Origin of the sequence: Saccharothrix luteola (assembly GCF_020859565.1) — a bacterium.
In the GTDB taxonomy this organism is placed as follows: domain Bacteria; phylum Actinomycetota; class Actinomycetes; order Mycobacteriales; family Pseudonocardiaceae; genus Actinosynnema; species Actinosynnema luteola.
In genome coordinates this window covers 30,879-50,039 of the sequence record NZ_JAJHUO010000024.1, presented here as the reverse complement: position 1 = coordinate 50,039, position 19,161 = coordinate 30,879, and the positions used below count along the sequence as shown (strand labels likewise).

At 71.2% G+C, this 19,161-nt stretch carries 18 protein-coding genes; 8 read left to right on the top strand and 10 right to left on the bottom strand.

The genetic code is table 11. The annotated features are described in order from the left end of the window. Positions 1-93 precede the first annotated feature (93 nt). Both LNK82_RS30755 and LNK82_RS30750 read right to left on the bottom strand, forming a co-directional pair. Entirely contained in the window at positions 94-1,395 is a 1,302-nt protein-coding gene (locus tag LNK82_RS30755; RefSeq protein ID WP_230570387.1) for a choice-of-anchor A family protein, read from the bottom strand. 177 nt (positions 1,396-1,572) lie between these two features. Next, positions 1,573-2,082, bottom strand: a complete 510-nt coding sequence (locus tag LNK82_RS30750; protein ID WP_230570386.1) for an SMI1/KNR4 family protein — start codon at positions 2,080-2,082, stop codon at positions 1,573-1,575. A gap of 185 nt (positions 2,083-2,267) precedes the next feature. On the opposite strand from LNK82_RS30750, the gene LNK82_RS30745 reads away from it, so the two are divergent. The 5 genes from LNK82_RS30745 to LNK82_RS30725 all read left to right on the top strand — a co-directional run bounded on the left by LNK82_RS30745 (position 2,268) and on the right by LNK82_RS30725 (position 5,912). Then, the gene (locus LNK82_RS30745; RefSeq protein ID WP_230570385.1) at positions 2,268-2,591 is read left to right on the top strand and encodes a hypothetical protein; all 324 of its coding nucleotides are present in this window, start codon (positions 2,268-2,270) and stop codon (positions 2,589-2,591) included. A gap of 1 nt (position 2,592) precedes the next feature. Further along, the gene (locus tag LNK82_RS30740) at positions 2,593-3,750 is read left to right on the top strand and encodes a C40 family peptidase (RefSeq protein WP_230570384.1); all 1,158 of its coding nucleotides are present in this window, start codon (positions 2,593-2,595) and stop codon (positions 3,748-3,750) included. Between the two features lie 13 nt (positions 3,751-3,763). Beyond that, on the top strand, positions 3,764-4,153 hold the full coding sequence (locus tag LNK82_RS30735) for a YbaB/EbfC family nucleoid-associated protein (RefSeq protein ID WP_230570383.1): 390 nt from the start codon (positions 3,764-3,766) through the stop codon (positions 4,151-4,153). After that, positions 4,150-4,638, top strand: a complete 489-nt coding sequence (locus LNK82_RS30730) for a YbaB/EbfC family nucleoid-associated protein (RefSeq protein ID WP_230570382.1) — start codon at positions 4,150-4,152, stop codon at positions 4,636-4,638. The genes LNK82_RS30735 and LNK82_RS30730 overlap by 4 nt, the downstream gene beginning before the upstream one ends. Before the next feature lie 65 nt (positions 4,639-4,703). Continuing rightward, positions 4,704-5,912 carry a SatS C-terminal domain-containing protein gene (locus LNK82_RS30725; RefSeq protein ID WP_230570381.1) on the top strand — a complete coding sequence of 403 codons (1,209 nt, stop codon included), beginning with the start codon at positions 4,704-4,706 and terminating at the stop codon, positions 5,910-5,912. Positions 5,913-5,969: 57 nt separating this feature from the next. Here the strand turns inward: LNK82_RS30725 and LNK82_RS30720 are convergent, their stop codons facing one another. Beyond that, positions 5,970-7,037, bottom strand: coding sequence for an adenosine deaminase (locus tag LNK82_RS30720; protein WP_230570380.1), 1,068 nt, complete (start codon positions 7,035-7,037; stop codon positions 5,970-5,972). 408 nt (positions 7,038-7,445) lie between these two features. On the opposite strand from LNK82_RS30720, the gene LNK82_RS30715 reads away from it, so the two are divergent. Next, a complete protein-coding gene (locus LNK82_RS30715; protein ID WP_230570379.1) occupies positions 7,446-8,654 on the top strand; it encodes an apolipoprotein A1/A4/E family protein in 1,209 nt (402 codons plus the stop codon). A gap of 252 nt (positions 8,655-8,906) precedes the next feature. Here LNK82_RS30715 and LNK82_RS30710 read toward each other — a convergent pair whose 3' ends face one another. From LNK82_RS30710 to LNK82_RS30685, 6 genes are all read right to left on the bottom strand, one after another. Then, positions 8,907-10,181: a thymidine phosphorylase gene (locus tag LNK82_RS30710; protein WP_230570378.1), complete on the bottom strand. Its 1,275-nt coding sequence runs from the start codon at positions 10,179-10,181 to the stop codon at positions 8,907-8,909. After that, entirely contained in the window at positions 10,178-10,567 is a 390-nt protein-coding gene (locus LNK82_RS30705; RefSeq protein WP_230570377.1) for a cytidine deaminase, read from the bottom strand. The genes LNK82_RS30710 and LNK82_RS30705 overlap by 4 nt, the downstream gene beginning before the upstream one ends. After that, entirely contained in the window at positions 10,560-11,825 is a 1,266-nt protein-coding gene (locus LNK82_RS30700; RefSeq protein ID WP_230570376.1) for an ABC transporter permease, read from the bottom strand. The genes LNK82_RS30705 and LNK82_RS30700 overlap by 8 nt, the downstream gene beginning before the upstream one ends. Beyond that, a complete protein-coding gene (locus tag LNK82_RS30695; protein WP_230570375.1) occupies positions 11,822-12,892 on the bottom strand; it encodes an ABC transporter permease in 1,071 nt (356 codons plus the stop codon). The genes LNK82_RS30700 and LNK82_RS30695 overlap by 4 nt, the downstream gene beginning before the upstream one ends. Next, a complete protein-coding gene (locus LNK82_RS30690) occupies positions 12,892-14,451 on the bottom strand; it encodes an ABC transporter ATP-binding protein (protein ID WP_230570374.1) in 1,560 nt (519 codons plus the stop codon). The genes LNK82_RS30695 and LNK82_RS30690 overlap by 1 nt, the downstream gene beginning before the upstream one ends. 97 nt (positions 14,452-14,548) lie before the next feature. After that, a complete protein-coding gene (locus LNK82_RS30685) occupies positions 14,549-15,679 on the bottom strand; it encodes a BMP family lipoprotein (protein ID WP_230570495.1) in 1,131 nt (376 codons plus the stop codon). A gap of 372 nt (positions 15,680-16,051) precedes the next feature. Between LNK82_RS30685 and LNK82_RS30680 the strand changes: the two genes are divergently transcribed. Beyond that, the gene (locus tag LNK82_RS30680; RefSeq protein ID WP_230570373.1) at positions 16,052-16,576 is read left to right on the top strand and encodes a YbaB/EbfC family nucleoid-associated protein; all 525 of its coding nucleotides are present in this window, start codon (positions 16,052-16,054) and stop codon (positions 16,574-16,576) included. A 17-nt stretch (positions 16,577-16,593) separates the two neighbouring features. Next, positions 16,594-18,252, top strand: coding sequence for a WXG100 family type VII secretion target (locus LNK82_RS30675; RefSeq protein WP_230570372.1), 1,659 nt, complete (start codon positions 16,594-16,596; stop codon positions 18,250-18,252). On the opposite strand, the gene LNK82_RS30670 is transcribed toward LNK82_RS30675, so the two are convergent. After that, positions 18,249-19,085: a hypothetical protein gene (locus LNK82_RS30670; RefSeq protein ID WP_230570512.1), complete on the bottom strand. Its 837-nt coding sequence runs from the start codon at positions 19,083-19,085 to the stop codon at positions 18,249-18,251. The two genes, LNK82_RS30675 and LNK82_RS30670, sit on opposite strands and share 4 nt — an antisense overlap. Positions 19,086-19,161: the final 76 nt, after the last annotated feature.

The following is a 19,161-nucleotide window of genomic DNA, read 5'->3' as shown; positions in this document are numbered from 1 at the left end:
GTGCTCTGAGCTGCGACTACTCATTCTACCGGAGATCGCGGTCGTGGTGGGCGGGCTTCGGCGGGGCAGCCGGCTGGTCGGATGGTCCGCGTGCTAGCCGCGGCGGTCGCGCAGCCTGGTCAGGGCCAGCGCGGTCGCGCCGGAGAGCAGGAGCAGGCCGCCGAGCACCAGCAGGCCGCGGACCGGGGTGCCGCTCGCGGCCAGTTCGCCACCGTCCGGGCGAACGGCCGCCGGGTGGCTCGTGGTCCCGATGGTGGAGCCCGCGGTCGTGGTCGGTTCGGTGGTGAACGGAGTCGTGGTCGTGGTGGTTGTGGTTGTGGGGATTGCGCACTCCACGAGGACGTCGGCGAAGGGCGCATAGTGGATCTCGCCGCCGCTGCCGCTCGTCGCGCGGCCCTCCACGAGGGACTTCGCTACCACCGCGCCCTCGATGTTGGCCGCGCTGTCGTCGACCAGGGTGGCGTTCGGCGCGTAGACGGTGCCCCACACCGTGGGCGAGTCCGGCGGCAGCGTGATCGTGCCCGAGGTGGTGAAGTTCCACAGCACGTGCCGTGACGGCTCGTTGCCCTGCCAGCTCACCTGCGGCACGTCCCAGGTGTAGTCGCCGGTCACGTCGACGTTGACGATCAGCCACGCCTCGGCGCCCGGCTGCGGGTAGCCGTTGCGCGGGTTGACGCTGTCCAGCGCGCTCATCCGACCGGCGGTCAGGCTCAGCACGTTCTGCCCCGGCTCCAGGCCGATGGTCGCGACCGGGTCGGTGCCGTTCCACGGGCCCTGCCCGTTCTGGTCGGTCAGCGTCACCGTCGCCGGGCACGCGGACATCTCCGCGTTGAGCCCCCGGTAGGTCGCGAACAACGACGCGAAGTCGAACCCGTGCGGGCCGCCGACCGACTCGGCGGACTGCGGGCTCTGGATCGAGATACCCGGCGGGGTGGCGGGGGCGGCCCCGGCGGGCACGACCCACGTCACGCCGCCGGACGGGTGCACGTCCGAGCCGCTCAGGTCGCCGATCTTGGCGTAGGAATCGTTGAGCACGCTGAGCGTGCCCGTGCTGTGCGCGAAGTCGGGCGCGCCACCGATGACGAGGCTGGTCGGCCGCGTGTCACCGGGGAGGACGTACGTGCCGGGGTGGTTGGGGCCCGCGTTGTACTGCCGGAACCGGACGTCGCCGCCGATCGCCACCGGCCCCTCGGTCTCGTTCTCGTACAGCGCGGCGTCGCCTTCGACCAGCACGAGGAACCCGTGGCTCGGGTCGGCGTACACGTCGTCCGGCGCGACCGGCCGCAAGGGGTTCACCGCCGCCGCGAGCCTCGGCTGAGGGCCCGGCGCCCACCCGGTCGAGAGGACGGCGACGACGACCGCCAGACAGGCGGCTCCGATGCGGCTGCTCTGCATGTCCGGCTCCCGTGGAGGTCGACACCCTCCCCGCAGCCAACGTCACCTCGCCGACCTCGGCACGCCGGCACCCCGAGCTTTCACCCACCAGTGTGATCACCACGCGTGTCCTACGTTCAGCACGCGCGTGTCGAACGTCCAGGACCCCCGAGTTCAACGCTCACGACGAACGGTTCACTAGTTCGTGAACCAGCCCAGCCGGCCGTCCGTCGTCACCAACGGCTCGCAGTGACCGAGCCGGCCGCGGTGCTCCAGGGCCGTGGCGACCTGGTCCAGCATCTCGTCCAGGCTCGTCCACTCGGGTTTGAGCATCTCGCCCGCCTCGCGGTCCCACTCGACCACGCACCCCGACAGCACGCCCGGCCGCAGGTCGACCGCCAACGCGTCACCGCACCCGTCGAACGCGATCGGCAGCCACATCGGGTGGAACCCGGTCGTCGGCGTGCCCGCCTCGGTGCCGAGGTCCGCGGGCCAGAACCGCTCCTTCAACCGCCACGAGCGCAACGCGTTGGACGGGCCGAGCGGCGTGTAGAACGGCGGCAGCACCTCCGCGAACGCCAAGTCGGCGGTGCCGCCGCACACCGCCCACCACGCGCGCAGGTCGGCGGGCGGCTCGAGGCCGCTCGCAGCCGCCAGCGCCTCGACCGCGGCGCTGTCCTCAGGGGGCACGAACGCCGATCCGGTCAAGGGGGCGTGGTGGTCGAGCCACGCCACAATCCGTTCCCAATGGCGCAAAACACCCACGTACACATGATCAGGTGACGACACCGCCGGCGGTACCGCTCATCGGGGCAGGATCTCGCCGAACGCCGCACAACCCGCCGGCGGATGGGGCAGGATCGCGTTCGCACGGCACCAAAAGGGGGACGAGGGTGGAACGGGGTTTCGGCGTCGACACCGCGGCGCTGTCGGCGTACGGCAGCACGGCGGCAGGTCTGGCGGGCGAGGTCGGCGCGGTGGGCACGTCCACGTTGGCGGGCACGACGTCGTTGGCCGCGGGCAGCTTCGGCAGGATCGGCGACGAGGTCGGGCTCGGCGCGGCGTTCCAGCGAGCGGCACAGGCCCAAGTGGACGGTGTGGCCGCCGCCTCGGCCGGGTTGTCGGCGTTCGCCGCGGAGGTCGCGAAGACCGGCCGGGCCTACACCGAGCAGGAGGCGCGCACCAGCGCCGACCTCGACCGGGCGGCACAGGTCTGACGTGGACGTCGGAGGCTTCCTGGCGGCTCTGGTCCAGCCGATGAAGGACCACCTGGCCAGGCTGGAGGGCGACACCGGCGGCGCGACGGGCGCGGCCGAGGCGTTCGGACGGGCGTCCTCGGCGTTGGCCGAGCTCGACGGCAGGCACACGGGCGCGGCGAACGCCGCCATGAGCGAGTGGTACGGGGAGAAGGCGAACGCGTTCCAGACCCGCGTCGCCGCGTTCTCCGGTGGCGTCGGCACGTTGGCGCGCAACGCGACGGCGACCCAGCAGGCCGCCACCACGGCGGTGGACGCGGTGAACGCCGGCAAGACCGCGATCCAGGGCCTGATCGACGAGTTCACCGGCTGGGCGTGGCCCCGGCTGGCGGCGGCGGTCGCGGCGGGCGCGTTCGGCGGCATCGGCGCGGTGCTCGCGGTGGCGGCGGAGGTGACCGCGAAGGCCCGTGAGTACGAGGGCAAGACCGGTCAGGAGCTGGAGAAGGTCCGCGCCGAGCTGACGGCCGTGGTCGCGCGGTTGCAGGGTTTGGCGCAGCCGGACTTCGCCGGGATCGGCGACCCGTTGGGCGTGGAGAGCGGTGGCACCACTTCGACGTCGTCGGCGGGCGACGCGGGTGGGTCGTCTTCCTCGTCCGGTGGTGGATCCGGCGGTGGGTCTGGTGGCGGTGGCGGGTCCGGTGGAGGTGGCGGTGGCGGTGGTGGAGGTGGTGGCGGTGAGCCCACCGGGCCGCGCCTGCCCGTGGCCATCCCGCCGCAGCCCGGCACCGGCGTCGGCGTGAACCTGCCCGACGGCAGCTCCGCCGAAGCGCCCAACGAGACCGCCGCACGCGCCGTGCGCAACGCGTTGTCCGCTCTGGGCACCCCGTACGTGTGGGGCGGCGCGAACCCGCCCCAGGGCACGGACTGCAGCGGCCTGACCCAGTGGGCGTACGGCGGGGCCGGGTTCGACATCCCGCGGCCCGCGTCGTCACAGGCGATGGGCGCGTCCGTGCCGCCGGACCAGCTGCTGCCCGGCGACCTGGTGGTGTGGGACGGGCACGTGGCCATGGTGATCGGCAACGGGCAGATGGTGGAGGCGGGCGATCCGGTGCAGGTCAACCCGATCCGCACGAGCAACAGCGGCATGGGCTTCATGGGCTTCTACCGACCGACCGGCTGAGACGGGCTGAGACGTGGACGAGACGCAGCGGGCGGCCCGGCGGGTCGCCGACACCGAGCGGCAAGTGGTCGAGCACGTGGCCCGCACCGGCCCGGTGCTCGGCCGGGCGTCGTCACCCGACGGCGCGGTCACGGTCGTCGCCGCGCCCGGCGGACCGCCGCAGGAGGTGCGGGTTTCGCCGTCGGCGTTGAACATGGGACCGCGGGCGTTGGCGGACGAGATCCTGCGCGTGTCGGCGCGGGCGTCCCGGGACGCGGCGTCGCGCCTGCACCGGACGTTGGCGCGGGTGGCCGACCCGGCGGCGGTGCGGGCGTTGGCCGAGATCGGGTTCGAGCCCGGCCCGGACGACCGCGGTCCGGACGACGACGAGTTCCACGGCACGTACCTGAGGGAGTCGCGGTGACGCAGGAACAACGGCTCGCGGCGGCCGAGGGCCTGACCGAGGTGCTGGCCCGCACCACCGGCAGCGCCGAGCACCCGACCCGCCTGGCCCGCGCCACGGCGACCGCGTCGGGTGAGCTGAAGGCGCTCGACCTGCACCCGAACGCGTTGGCGCAGGGACCGGACGCGGTCGGCAGGCTGGTCGTGGAGACGGCGCGGCTGGCCACGGACGCGGCGGTGCAGAAGAGCTACAACGAGCTGGCCAAGTCGTTGGGCGACGGCATGGCGATGGCGGTGGAGGCGTTCGCCGGGCCGCCGCCCTTGAAGACGGCGCCGGCCCTTCCCCCGCTGGTCACGCCGCCGACGACGGCGCCGGCGAGGACGGCCGGAGCCACCGCGCCGCCGTGGGCCGGACAGGTGAGGGGCCGCGCCGCGCCGCGTCCCCGACCCGAGGAAACGGACGACGACGACTACTTCGCGGACCCTTTCCGTGGTCAACGGCAGTAGCACCTGATCGACCCCGTACTCTTGCCCCCGCATCGCAAAGGGGCATGGCGTGACCGGGAGGTCGGATGGCACAGGACATCGTCCCGATCGAGCTGGGGCTCACCCAGGGTGATGTCGTCACCCTGTGGGCCCCGCGCTGGCGGGAAGAGGGCGAGGAGTGGGAAGCCTTCCTCGGCCACGAGGAGGACCTGTACGCGTTCCCCGATGCCGCGCACTTGGCGGCGTTCGTGCGCAAGGCCGAAGAGCACGACCTGACCGACCACCCCGCGTGGCACGTCGTGCCCGCGCTGTCGGTCGGTGAGCTGTCGCCGGACGACAACCACCAGTTCGACCTGGTCGGCGTGCCCGAACTGGTCTCCGAGGAGCCCGACACGTGGGTCATCGGCGAACTCGCCGACGTGATCTCCATCGTGCGGTCGCTCGCGGACGTCTGCGAGCTGGAGAAGGTGCACGAGATCCTCGACTCGGCGGAGGGCTTCGCGCTGCTCCCGCAGGGCACGCTGCCGTTCACCGGCCGCGAGGGTCAGGCGTTGTGGACCGAGATCTCCCAGGTCGTCGCCGAGAAGTGGGACGAGGTGCTGGACGCGATCGACGAGGTCGTGGCCACGCCGGAGGTCGACGAGACCGCGCTCAAGGCCGCGCAGGACGAACTGGCCGAGTTCGAGGAGGCCAACGCCGCCGCGGCGGCCTCCGCGGAGGAGGACGAAGAGGACGGCGACGAGCCGGTCGGCTTCTGGGGCGAGGTCGGCATCGACCCGATCAAGATCATCAGCGGTGCGGGCGAGTACTACACGCTGCGCTGCTACCTGGACGACCAGCCGGTCTTCCTCGGCCGCAAGGGCAGGATCGACGTGTTCGGCTCGCCGCGCGCGCTGGCCCGGTTCATCGTCGAGGCCGACGACAACGACCTGGCCGAGGTGTCGACCTGGGGCGAGCTGGTCACCAAGGCGACCGGCGGTGACCTGGAGGTCGAGGTCGACCCGGACAACGTCTACGTGCTCACGGGTCTGGACGAGGACATCGCCGACGGCCCGGACGCGGTCGACCCCACGCAGCTCGACCTCGTGGTCGAACTGCTGGAGGACGCGGGCGAGTGGGCGAACGACGACACCGTGAAGGTCGCGCTGAACCAGTCCGAGCGGCTGGGGTGGCTGGTGTCGTACGTGCTCAAGCCGGACCCGACGCGGCTGGCGCCCAGCGCGCCGTTCGACGACGAGCAGGTGGCGTGGCGGACGCTCGTGGCGGCGTTCGAGGACCGGCTCAAGGTCCACTGAGCAGTTGTTCGCCGGCAGAGGTCGCGGGTCACGAGGGCCCGCGACCTCTGCTTTGCGTTACGGCTGCGCCAGAGCGGTGTAAGCCGGCTCGATCACGTCCTGGATCAGCACCCGGCGCTCCTCGTGCGAGATGAACGCGGCCTTGGCGGCGTTGACGGTGAACTTGCGCAGGTCGTCCCAGCCGAACCCGAAGTGCTCGACCGCGGTGGCGAACTCGCCGGTCAGCGACACCATGCTCATCAGCCGGTTGTCGGTGTTCACGGTGACCCGGAAGCCGAGGTCGTGCATCCGCTTGATCGGGTGCTCGGCCAGCGACGCCACCGCACCGGTGTGCACGTTCGACGTCGGGCACATCTCCAGCGCGATGCGCCGGTCGCGCACGTACGCGGCCAGCGGGCCGACCTCGTCGCCCTTGATGTCCTCGGCCAGCCGCACGCCGTGGCCCAGCCGCTCCGCGCCCGCGAGCTGCACGGCCTCCCACGCCGACTCCGCACCCGCGGCCTCGGCGGCGTGGATGGTGAAGTGCGCGTTCTGCTGCCGCAGGTACTCGAACGCGGACAGCTCCTTGCTCGGCGGGAACCCGGCCTCCGGGCCCGCGATGTCGAAGCCGACCACGCCCGAGTCCCGGTAGCGGACCACGAGGTCGGCGATGCGCTGCCAACCGTCGTTCTGGCGCATGGCGCACAGCAGCGTGCCGACCCTGATGCGGCCGCCCGACGCGGCCTCGCCCTGGCGGAAGCCCTCCTGCACCGCCTCGACGGCCTGCTCCATGCTCAGGCCCTTGTCGGTGAACAGCTCCGGCGCGTACCGGATCTCGGCGTACACGACACCGTCGGCAGCGAGGTCCTGCACGGCCTCGGAGGCGACGCGCACCAGCGCGGACTCGTCCTGCATGACGCCGCACGTGTGCGCGAAGCCCTCCAGGTAGCGGACCAGCGAGCCGGAGTTGGCGTTGTCGCGGAACCACGCGCCCAGCGCGACCGGGTCCGTGGTGGGCAAGCCCTGGTGGCCGCATGCGTCGGCGAGTTCGATCACCGTCTGCGGGCGGAGGCCACCGTCGAGGTGGTCGTGCAGGAGCACCTTCGGCGCGCGGCGAAGGGCTTCCTGGGTCAGCGGGGTCGGCATGGGCGTCACCGTATACCGGTGACACGCCGTGTCGTTCGGAGCTGGGATGATCAAGAACCGGTATGATCACCCCCACGTCACCCGGTGTGTTCAGAACCACTCGATCAGGTGCCGCTTTCGCTGTCGTGCACCCGTTGTGCAGTCGTGATGCAGAACTTTCCGCTACTGGTGACCGGGCTTTAGTCACTCACTCGGCGGATGCTCACACGGAGCAGTCACAGGCGCGCTGCCGGTTACGTTGGGGTAAGGTCGGCGACTGTCACTCCAACGGAGTACACGCAAGGTCGATCCAGGCGGTCCCGATCGGGGGGCGCTACTGCCCGCCGCCCCAACCTGGTTAGGCTCCCGGAGGTCTCCCCTCCCCTGGACGAAGGCACCCGAGCCGTGAACGAGAACAACAACTCCACGATGTCCTTCGATCGGATGCGCAACATGCTCACGCGCGCCGCGGAGATCCGTGAGAGCGAACAGCAGCAGATCTTCGACGCACTGGACGAGATCCACGCGCGGATGTCCCCGCTCGAGTCGCTGGGTTCCGTTCGCAAGCGCCTGTCCGAGCTGCCCGACCGGACCGAGGTCAGCGTGCTGGCCGAGCGGCTGGACGAGGCGCTGGCCAAGCTGGAGGCGCAGGACTCCGCGGTGCAGAGCATCGGTCGGGCCGTCGAGGGCCTGGTCGACAAGCTCGCCAAGCCGTTCGCGCAGCTCGACGGTCGGCTCGACGGGGTGACGGGTCGGTTCGAGGGCGTTGCCGGGCGGATGGACGGCCTGGAGGACAAGCTCTCCCACATCCACAAGCGGCTCGACGACCTCGACGGCCACCTGGACAAGCAGGACGGCAAGGTCGAGCAGGTGCCGGGTGCGGTGACCGGGCCGTTGCGGGAGCGGATCGAGGCGTTGGAGGCCGCGCTGCGCGGCCGTTTGGACGAGGTCGACGAGGGCGTGCACGAGCACCTCGACGGCACGCGCGAGGCGTTGCAGCGGTCGGTCACGGAGTCCGCGAACGGCTTGACCGGCAAGCTGGACGAGACCCGCGACAACCTCAACAGCACGCGGGACGGGCTGCACGCGACGTTGACCGAGACGCGCGAGTCGCTCGTGGCGTCGTTGGCCGACACGCGCAGCACGATGACGGGCAAGCTGGACGAGGCCCGCGAGGCGCTGCACGCGGCGTTGGACGAGACGCGCGACCAGGTCGACGCGACGGACCGGTTGGAGGCGCTGGCGCAGCGCTTGGAGCAGGTGACGTCGCGGCTCGACACCATGGCGACCCGGCTCGACTCGGTGGAGGACGACTTCGCGTCGCGGCTCGGCGAGCTGTCCGGCGTGGTGGAGCAGGGCATCGCCAAGGTCGAGGGGACGCTGGCGACCCGGCCGGACGCCGACTCGCTGGCCGGCTTGGTGCGCAAGAGCAACCAGGAGTCGGAGCTGCGCATCGGCGGGCAGTTGGACGAGGCGATGGCGACGTTCGCCGAGCTGATCCTGGGTGGGGGTTCGCCCACGCCGCCCCCGCCGCCCACCGCGTTGCCGCGGCCCCAGCGGCGGACCCGGAAGAACGGGCCCAAGCCCGGGGAGAACCGGAACGTGGACGACGACGACCTGACGGCTGAGGGTGCCTGATCGTTTCTGATCACGTCTGATTGCGGTGTGGTGCCGCTGATCGCGTGTGAGCAGTGAAGTCGAGAGACCCGGTCCGCGGTGTGCGGGCCGGGTCCTTTTCGTGGGTTGGAAGATCAAAAGATTTGAAGAGTCCTCGCCGGGGTAGGGACGCACAGCCCCTTGACACGCGCGGTAGGGCGGAGCCAGGTCGGCGGGATGACACGAAGCCCTTCCTTTGGGGAAGGGCTTCAAGGGCTTTCCGTCAGTGGGCGGTCAGCCCCGGATGGTGTCGATGATCAGCGGGGTGGCCGGGGGTGGGGTGTCGCCGATTTCGTAGCCGTTGGAGAGGGGTTGCAGGGCGGCGGGAAGGGCGTCCGGGGTGTCGGTGTGCAGTTCCAGGAGCGGTTGGTCCTTCGAGACCCGGTCGCCTGGTTTGGCCAGGCACAGGATGCCCGCGCCGGCTTGGACCGGGTCTTCCTTGCGGGCGCGGCCGGCGCCCAGGCGCCAGGCGGCGACGCCGACCGAGTAGGCGTCGAGGGTGGTCAGGTAGCCGTCGGACGGAGCGGTGACGACGTGCTTGTGCCGGCCGACGGGTAGTGGGGCGTCCGGGTCGCCGCCTTGGGCCCTGATCATCCGCGCCCACGTCTCGTAGGCCTCGCCGGAGGCGAGGACGTCGCGTGGTGAGGCGGAGACGCCGGCGCGGGACAGCATCTCCTCGGCCAGGGCGACGGTCAAGTCGACGACGTCCGAGGGGCCGTTGCCCTGGAGGACTTCGACCGACTCCGCCACTTCGACGGCGTTGCCGACGGCACGGCCCAGCGGCACGGACATGTCGGTGAGGAGCGCGGAGATGCGCAGGCCGTGGTCGACGCCGATCGAGACCAGGGCCTCGGCCAAGGCGCGGGCCTGGTCGAGGGACTTCATGAACGCGCCCGAGCCGACCTTGACGTCCAGGACCAGCGCTTCCGCGCCCTCGGCGATCTTCTTCGACATGATGGACGAGGCGATCAGCGGGATCGCCTCGACGGTTCCGGTCACGTCGCGCAGGGCGTAGAGCTTCTTGTCGGCCGGGGCGAGGCCGCTCGTGGCGGCGCAGATGACGGCGCCCACGGAGCGGAGTTGGGAGACGACCTCGTCCACGGAGAGTTGCGCGCGCCAGCCCGGGATGGATTCGAGCTTGTCCAACGTGCCGCCGGTGTGGCCGAGGCCGCGGCCGGAGAGTTGCGGCACGGCGGCGCCGCAGGCGGCGACCAGAGGGGCCAGGGGCAGGGTGATCTTGTCGCCGACGCCGCCGGTGGAGTGCTTGTCGACGGTGGGGCGGCCGACGTCGAGGGTCAGCCGGTCGCCGGAGTCGATCATGGCGTGGGTCCAGCGGGCGGTTTCGGCCGGGTCCATGCCGTTCAGGAAGATCGCCATGGCCAAGGCCGACATCTGCTCGTCGGCCACGACGCCGTTGGTGTAGGCGTCGACGACCCAGTCGATCTGGTCGTCGGTCAAGCGGTGGCCGTCGCGCTTGGCCCGGATCACGTCCACGGCGGTGTGGGTCATGGCAGGTCCTCCGGGCCGAACGCGTCGGGCAGCACCTTGCTCATCGGCAGGATGCCGGACGGGGTGTCGATCAGGCACGGCGCGCCGCCCAGCTCGTAGATCACCTGACGGCACCGGCCGCACGGCATCAGCAGGTCACCGGCGCCGCTGCGGCAGGCGAGGGCGACCAGCCTGCCGCCGCCGGTGAGCGTGAACTGGCCGGCCAGCGTGCACTCGGCGCACAGGCCGACGCCGTAGGCGGCGTTCTCGACGTTGCAGCCGACGACGATCCGGCCGTCGTCGCAGAGGGCCGCGGCGCCCACCTGGAGCCCGGAGTACGGGCAGTAGGCGGACTGCGCGGCCTCGACGGCGCGGCTCCGCAGGACGTCCCAGTCGATGTCAACCACGGCGGTACACCACGCCGTCCGCCGCGGGCATCCGCAATCGTTGGGAGGCGACCGCGAGGACGATCAGGGTCACCAGGTGCGGCGCGTAGGTGGTCAGCTCGCTCGGCACCTCGTCCACCGAGTAGTACACGGCGTAGAGCAGGCCGGCGGCCAGGATGCCGAACGCGGCGGCGAACCAGCGGCGGCGGACCAGTTGCCAGATCACGATGACGACCAGCAGCAGGACCGCGCCGTAGACCAGGGCGAGGAACGTCTTGCCGCCCGAGCGCAGTTGCAGGCCGTCGGCGTAGCCGAAGAGCGCCGCGCCGCCCAGGAGGCCGCCGGGTCGCCAGTTGCCGAAGATCATCGCGGCGAGGCCGATGAACCCGCGGCCGTTGGTCTGGCCTTCGAGGTAACCGGGCTGGCCGGGGTTGAGCACGAGGGCCGCGCCGCCGATGCCGGCCAGCGCGCCGGAGCCGATCACGGCCACGTACTTGTACCAGTAGACGTTGACGCCGAGGGACTCCGCGGCGACGGGGTTCTCGCCGCACGACCGCAGGCGCAGGCCGAACCGGGTCCGCCAGAGCACCAGGTAGCTGCCGATCACCAGCAGGATCGCGAGCATGGTGAGCGGGGAGACGCCGGTGACGAGGCCGCGCAGGATGCCGGCGACGTCGGACAGGCCCACGCGTTGCTGCGCTTCGAGTTCGCCGAGCCAGTCGGAGAGCCCGGAGGCGGAGTAGGTGTCGAACTTCGGGACGGCGGGCGATTCCCGCGGGTTGTTCGACAGGGGGAAGAAGATCAGCGTGGAGAGGTACTTGGTCAACCCCGCGCCGAGCAGGTTGATCGCCACGCCGGAGACGATGTGGTTCACGCCGAACGTCACGGTGGCGATGGCGTGCAGGAGGCCGCCGAGCGCGCCGAACACCGCTGCCGCGACGAGCGCCGCCCACGGGCCCCACTGGTAGCCGGCCCAGGCCGCGCCCCACGTGCCCATGATCATCATGCCTTCGAGGCCGATGTTCACCACGCCCGCGCGTTCCGCCCAGAGGCCGCCGAGCGCGGCCAGGAGGATCGGCAACGCCAACCGGACCGCGGTCTGGATGGTGCCGGTGGACGTCAGCTGCGGCACATCGGTCAGGTACGACGTGGTGGACAGCAGCACGACCGCACCCGCCACGCCCAGCGCGCCCACGGCCCAGCCGGGGATCCGCCGCGACTTGCGCGGCGGGGGGACGGCCATGGGGGCTTCGGCCGGGTTCATCAGTGAGGTACTCATGCCGCATCCACCGTTCCGAGCTGCCGGCCGACCTGCCGCTGCTGCGCGGCCAGTTCGAACCGGCGGACCACCTCGTACGCGACGACGACCGACAGCACGATCGCCCCCTGCATGATCGTCACGATTTCGCGGGGCACGCCCACGTTGTCCAGCGCCAGGCCCGACTTGTCCAGGAACGCCCACAGCAGCGCGCCGAACGCGATGCCGCCGGGGTGGTTGCGCCCGAGCAGCGCGATCGCGATGCCGGAGAAGCCGATCCCGGCCGGGAAGTTCAGGTTGTAGGTGTGGTCGCGGCCCAGGATCTCCGGCATGGAGACGAGGCCCGCGATGCCGCCCGAGAGCAGCATGGCGATGAGCACCATCTTCTTGGCGTTCACGCCACCCGCGGCGGCGGCCGTGGACGACTCGCCGGAGGCCCGCAGCTCGAAGCCGAACCGGGTGCGGTTCATCATCACCCAGTAGCCGATGCCCAGCAGCGCGGCCAGGAACACCAGGCCGAACACCGTGCCGGACGAGCCGAGCGGGATGCCGGGCACCCAGCCGCTCTCCGGGATCTCCGGCGTGCGGATGTTGTTGCCGCGCAGCTCGCCGAACACGTCCGCGCCGATCAGGTACGCGGCCAGGCCGAGCGCCAGGCCGTTCATCATGATCGTGGAGATGACCTCGTTGACGCCGCGCGTCACCTTGAGGATCGCCGGGATCGCGGCCCACAGCGCGCCCGCGACGGCGGCGGTCAGGATGATCACCAGGGCGTGGATGCCGGGCGGCAGGGCGATCGAGCCGCCGACCACGGCCGCGACGACCGCCGCGACCCGGTACTGGCCCTCGACGCCGATGTTGAACAGGTTCATCTGGAACCCGATCGCCACCGCCAGCGCCGCGATGTAGTAGGTGCCGGTGCTGTTGACGATGTCGACGGCGGTGGTGCCCTCGCCGACCTGCGCGAACATCACCCCGAACGCCTGCAGGGGGTTCGCGCCGGACACCACCAGCGCGATACCGCACAGCAGGGCGGAGAACAGGATCGCCAGCACGGGCGGCAGCAGTTTGCCGCGCAAGATTCCCATCACGCGCCTTCCGATTCCGACGCCGGTGAGGCGCCAGTGGCGTGCTCGGCGCTCGTGGCGCCGGTCATCGCACTGCCGAGGTCTTCCGGGGTGACCGTGGCCGGGTCGGCGTCCGCGACCAGCCGACCGCGCAGCATCACCCGGATGGTGTCGGACAAGCCGATCAGCTCGTCCAGGTCCGCCGAGATCAGCAGCACGGCCAGGCCGCGGGCGCGGGCGCTGCGGATCTCGTCCCAGATCAACGCCTGCGCGCCGACGTCGACGCCGCGCGTCGGGTGCGAGGCGATGAGCAGCACCGGGTCGCCGGACAGCTCACGGCCGACCACGAGCTTCTGCTGGTTGCCGCCCGACAGCGCGACGGCGGCCACGTCGATGCCCGGCGTGCGCACGTCGAAGTCCTCGACGATGCGCTCGGTGTCCTTCTTCGCGCCCGCGAGGTCGAGCCACTGGCCCTTCGACACGGGGCGGCGGGTCTGGTGGCCGAGGATGCGGTTGGCCCACAGCGGCTGGGTGAGCAGCAGGCCCTGGCGGTGCCGGTCCTCGGGGATGTAGCCGATGCCCGCTTCACGCCGGGCCAGCGTGCCGAGCTTGGTGAGGTCGCGGTCGCCGAGCAGCACGCGGCCGTGGTGGGCCCTGCGCATGCCCATGATCGTCTCGACCAGCTCGGTCTGCCCGTTGCCCTCGACGCCCGCGATGCCCACGATCTCGCCCGCGCGCACGACCAGGTCGATGTTGTCGAGCACCGGCCGGGTGCCCTCCGCCGCGACCAGGCCCAGGTTCTCCACCTGGAGCACGACGCGGTCGGTGACGGTGGACTCGCGGGTCTCCGGGCTGGGCAGCTCGCTGCCGACCATCATCTCGGCCAGCTGGCGCGAGCTGACGGCCTTCGGGTCGGCGGTGCCGACCGTGGTGCCGCGGCGGATGATCGTGACCGAGTCGGCGATCGCCCGGACCTCGTCCAGCTTGTGCGAGATGAACAGGAACGTGAAGCCCTGCTGCTGCATGCCGCGCAGGGTGGCGAACAGCTCGTCCACCTCCTGCGGCACGAGCACGGCGGTCGGCTCGTCCAGGATGATCACCTTGGCGCCCCGGTAGAGCACCTTGAGGATCTCGACCCGCTGCCGGTCGGCCACGCCGAGGCGTTCGACGAGCACGCCGGGGTCGACGGTCAGGCCGGTGGCGTCGGCCAGCTCCAGGATGCGCTTGCGCGCCTTGCCGCCGATGCCGTGCAGGGACTCGGCGCCCAGGACGACGTTCTCCTGCACGGTCAGGTTGTCGGCGAGCATGAAGTGCTGGTGCACCATGCCGATGCCGACCTTGATCGCGTCGGCCGGCGTGCGGAACCGGACCTGCTCGCCCGCCACCTCGATGGTGCCCTCGTCGGGTTGCTGCATCCCGTAGAGGATCTTCATCAGGGTGGACTTGCCGGCGCCGTTCTCACCGCACAGCGCGTGCACCTCGCCGACCTGCACGCTGAGGTGGACGTCGCTGTTGGCGACGACACCCGGGAAGCGCTTGGTGATGCCCGACAGGACGACGGCAGGGGTGGCAGTACTCATGGAAGCTCCGTCTGATCTCCGGCTGCGCCGGGGCTAACCACGCACTGGGCCCCGCGAGGGTGCTCGCAGGGCCCAGTGCGCCGGAGGCCGGATGGGGTTACGGCGTGGACTCGACCTTGATCTTGCCCGCGATGATCTGGGCCTTGTAGCCCTCGAGCACCGCCTTCAGGTTGTCGTCGGTCTTGCCGCCGGAGGTGGAGTAGCCGACGCCGTCCACCGACAGGTCGAACACCTTCGGCAGGCTCGCCAGGTCGTTCTTGGCGACCGCCTTGACGAAGTCGTACACCGCGACGTCGACCCGCTTGAGCATCGACGAGACGATGACGTCCTTCGACTCCTCGACCGTCTTCTGGTTGTACTGGTCGGAGTCGACGCCGATGGCGAGCGCGTTGCCCGTCTTCGCGGCCGAGAACACGCCCTTCCCGGACGCGCCGGCGGCGTGGTAGAGCACGTCGGCGCCGGCCTCGATCTGGCCGGTCGCGGCCTCCTGGCCCTTGGTCGGGTCCTGGAAACCGGTGAAGTCGCCCGCCGGGGTCAGGTACTTCGTCTCGATCTTGATGTCCGGCGCGGCGGTCTTGGCGCCCTGGGCGTAGCCCGCGTCGAACTTCTGGATCAGCGGGATCTCCACACCGCCGACGAAGCCGATGTGGCACGCCTTGGACTTGTAGGCGGCGATGACGCCGGCCAGGAAGGAGCCCTGCTCCTCGGCGAACAGCAGCGGCGTGACGTTCGCCGCGCCCTCGACCGCGCCGTCGACGATCGCGAACTTGACGTTCGGGAACTCCGGCGCGACGACCTTCAGGGACTCGGCGTAGGCGAAGCCGACACCGATGATCGGGTTGAAGCCCTCGCTCGCGAGCTGGCGCAGCCGGGTCTGCTTGGCGTCCTCCGGCTCGTTCGGCGCGGCGGTCAGCTCCTTGACCTCGGCGATGCCGAAGTCGGCCTTGGCCTTGTCCAGGCCCGCCGCGGCGGAGTCGTTGAACGACGCGTCGCCCCGACCGCCGATGTCGTAGGCCAGACCCACCTTCAGCGCGCTGCCGTCGACCTTCTCGCCCGACGCGGCGCTGCTGGAAGTCGCGGTGGCGGCCGGCGGCTTGTCAGCCAGCTTGCAGCCACCGGCGGTGTTGGTCGACCCGGACCCGGTGTTGTTCCCACCGGTGTCCTTGGCGCAGGCGGCCATCGTGAGAACGCTGGTCAGCGCGATCGCGGCCACCGCGAGGCCACGCATTCGACGACGCACGGCTCGTCTCCCTCCCTGCTCGTCTAGGAGCAGACAAATCCCGACGGCCAGGCCGTCGGGGCTTCCGAGTGGCGAACCGTACCCCGTAGTAATGACACCCGCGCACGTACCGGTCCGCACGTGACCTAATCGTTGGTGCCATCAGGCGACTCCGCCACTCGTAGTGATAGCGCGACTTCCCCGCGTCGTAGCCGATTACTCCCTGTCAATACGCGGAGCGGGTGACGTGGCCGTCCGGTGACCGTGGGCCGATCAAGGTTCGGAGGCCCGCAGGGTTAACCCGTTGGTGAGGCGTTGGGGCGGCGTTGGCGGGGTCCGGTGCACTCCACGCTGCACCGATATCCCCCCTAGGAGGTTGTGTTGGACCCCCAGCAGTGGCTCGACAACTTCGAGGCGAAGCTGGCCGATCTGCAGCGGAAGTCGGCCGACCTCCAGGAGAACTTCGAGAACTCGCAGGCCACGGCGTCGAGCCCGGACGGCGCGGTGACCATCACCGTCGGCCCGAACGGCGGACTGCTGAACATCCAACTCGGCCACCGGGCGACCGAGCTCGGCTCCGCCCGCCTCACCGCCCTGATCATGCAGACGGCCAAGGTCGCGCAGAAGCAGGCCGCGCAGCAGGTGATGGCGGCGTTCGAGCCGCTCGGCGAGGGCACCGAGGCCATGCGGATGGTCAGCGACGCCATCCCGGACGACGAGGTCGAGGACGGCGACGAGCCCGACTACGCCGAGCCGGAGCCCGAGTACGTGCCGCCGGCCCCGGCCCCGGCCGCGACCCACGCCCCGGCCCCGTCCCCGTACAGCGGTCAGACGCAGCCGCCGTCGCGACCGGCGCGCCCCTCGCGCCCCGGTGACGACGAGGACGACGACAACCAGCCCTGGTGACGAGGAGACCCTGAGCGATGACCGCCCCCGACACCCCGATCGCCTCGCCGCCGGGCATGGAGATCACCGAGAAGAACAAGTTCAAGGGCTCGCTGTTCATCTCGGCCTGGGACGAGATGATCACGACGATCGGCAAGGACGCGGAGACCGAGACCGAGAAGGCGCTGGACATCACGTTCGCCGCGATCGGCACGGCGTCGTCCATGGCCATGCTGGCGGTCGACCCGTTCGGCACGATCCTCGGCGCGGGCATCGGCTGGTTGATCGAGCACGTGTCGTTCCTGAAGGAACCGCTCGACCAGCTCATGGGCGACCCCGACGAGATCGAGGCCAACGTCGAGGCGACCAAGAAGCAGGCCGCCGAGCTGCGCGTGCTGGCCGAGGACCACCGGCGCGAGCTGGCCACGTTCGACGGGTGGACCGGCGCGTCGTCCGAGGCGTTCCAGAAGAACATGGAGTCGATGGGCCAGGAGCTGGACGCGCTGGCCAACGCCGTCGAGCAGAAGGCCAAGATCGTCGCGATCTGCGGCGTGCTGGTGTCCGTGCTGCGCGACATCGTGCGCGACCTGATCGCCCAGCTGCTCGGGTCGCTGCTGGCGGGCGCGCTGATCGCCGCCGCCACCGCGGTCATCACGTTCGGCGCGTCGATCGCGGCCTACATCGGCTTCGCGGTCGGCAAGGCCGTCGCGCTCGGCGTGAACATCGCGTCGCGGATCGCCCGGCTGACCGCCGCGCTGGCCAGGCAGATGGGCCGGATCAAGAACCTCGACGAGATCACCGAGAACGTCGGCAAGGGCTGGAACCGGTTCGAGAACATCGCCGACGTGGCCGAGGTCGGCTACGAGTCGTGGAAGGCGCAGAAGGGCGTCGACCGCGAGATCGACAAGGCGCTGGCCAAGGACGTGCAGGACGACAAGGTCACCGACGCCAACAAGAAGGCGGAGGAGGCCAACGAGCGGTACAGCAAGGCCAAGGAGGAAGAGGCCGCCGCCGCCGAGGAGGCCAAGAAGGCCAACGAGGACGTGAACACGGCGGCCACGAAGGCGAGCGAGGCCAACGCCAAGGCCAACGCGTTCGTCGAGGAGGCCAACGCCGCCGCCGCGCGCGGTGACCAGGCGGGCCGGGACGCGGCCATGGCCAAGTACGAGGCGGCCAAGGTCGAGGCGGACGCGGCGCGCGCCGACGCGGCGCAGGCGGCGGAGAAGGCGGCGAAGGAAGCCCGCGACGTCGCCGACGCGGCCAAGGCGAGCAACGCAGCGTTGGCCGACGCGAAGCCCGCCGACGAGGCCGCGAAGGCCGCGTACGAGGAGTACAAGCGCAACAACCCGGGCACGGACGACCCGGCGCGCACCTCAGCCGAGAACGACATGACGGCCAAGAACGACGCGGCGAAGGCGGCGAACGCCACCTACGAGCAGGCCAACGCGGACTTCGCGGCGGCCAACGCGGCGGCGGCCGAGGCCAACGCCAAGGCGTTCGCGTCCGGCAGCGAGGCCGACATCAAGGCGGCCGAGGAGGCGTCGCGCAAGGCCGAGCAGGCGGGCACGAGCGTCGAACAGGCGGCGGATGACGCGAAGGCGGCGGGCGAGGCGGCGAAGTCGAGCTACGACTCGTTCCAGTCGCAGTACTCGCAGCCCGCTTCGGGCGGCACGTCCACCAGTTCCGTCTCGGTCTAGTAGAACCACGGAGAACCAGCCATGGCACGCGGTGGCGGAGGCGTCGACTCGAACACCCCGGGTTCCTCGGGCAACCCGTCGTCACCGCCACCGCCGCCGCCACCGCCGTCACCGGGCGGGTCGACCGGCAACTCCGGCTTCGGCATGAACGAGTCGACCATGTCCGACCTGGACAAGCGGGCAGGCAGCCTGCGGGACCGGCTCACCGCGATCTCCAACGGCTTGCAGGGGCTCAAGCTCGCGCCCAACGCGCTCGGCCCGATCGGCATCGTCGCCGTGCCCGCGTTGAACAGCTCGAACGACGCTTCGGTGAAGCAGGCGAACAACGCGTCGAGCGCGATGGGCAACGTCCAGTCGGGCTTGAAGGCCACGCTCCAGACGCACGTGCAGAACGACCAGTTCAGCCGCGACCAGTTCACCAAGATCGACCCGAACTCGAACGCCCAGCGGCCACCCGGCTCACCCGGCAACGGACCGCTCGGCGTGAAGGGGCCCGGCGGGCCGGCGGTGACGCCGGTGAACACCGTGCCGGGCGCGTCCGGGCCGAACGGGACGGGTGGGCCGAAGGGTCCGGGCGGGCCGTCCGTCACGCCGGTGAAGAACGTGCCCGGTGCGACCGGGCCCAATGCGACGGGTGGGCCCAAGGGTCCGGGCGGGCCGGCGGTCGGGCCGGTGAAGAACCTGCCGGGTGCGACCGGGCCGAACGGGACGGGCGGGGCGAAGGGTCCGGGTGGGCCGGCGGTCGGGCCGGTCAAGAACTTGCCGGGTGCGCCGGGCGTGACGCCGCCCGGTGGTCCGCGCGGCACCGGTGGGCCCGCGGTGGGGCCGATCAAGGACCTGCCCGGTGCGCCGGGCGTGACGCCGCCCGGTGGGCCCCGTGGCACCGGTGGGCCCGCGGTGGGGCCGATC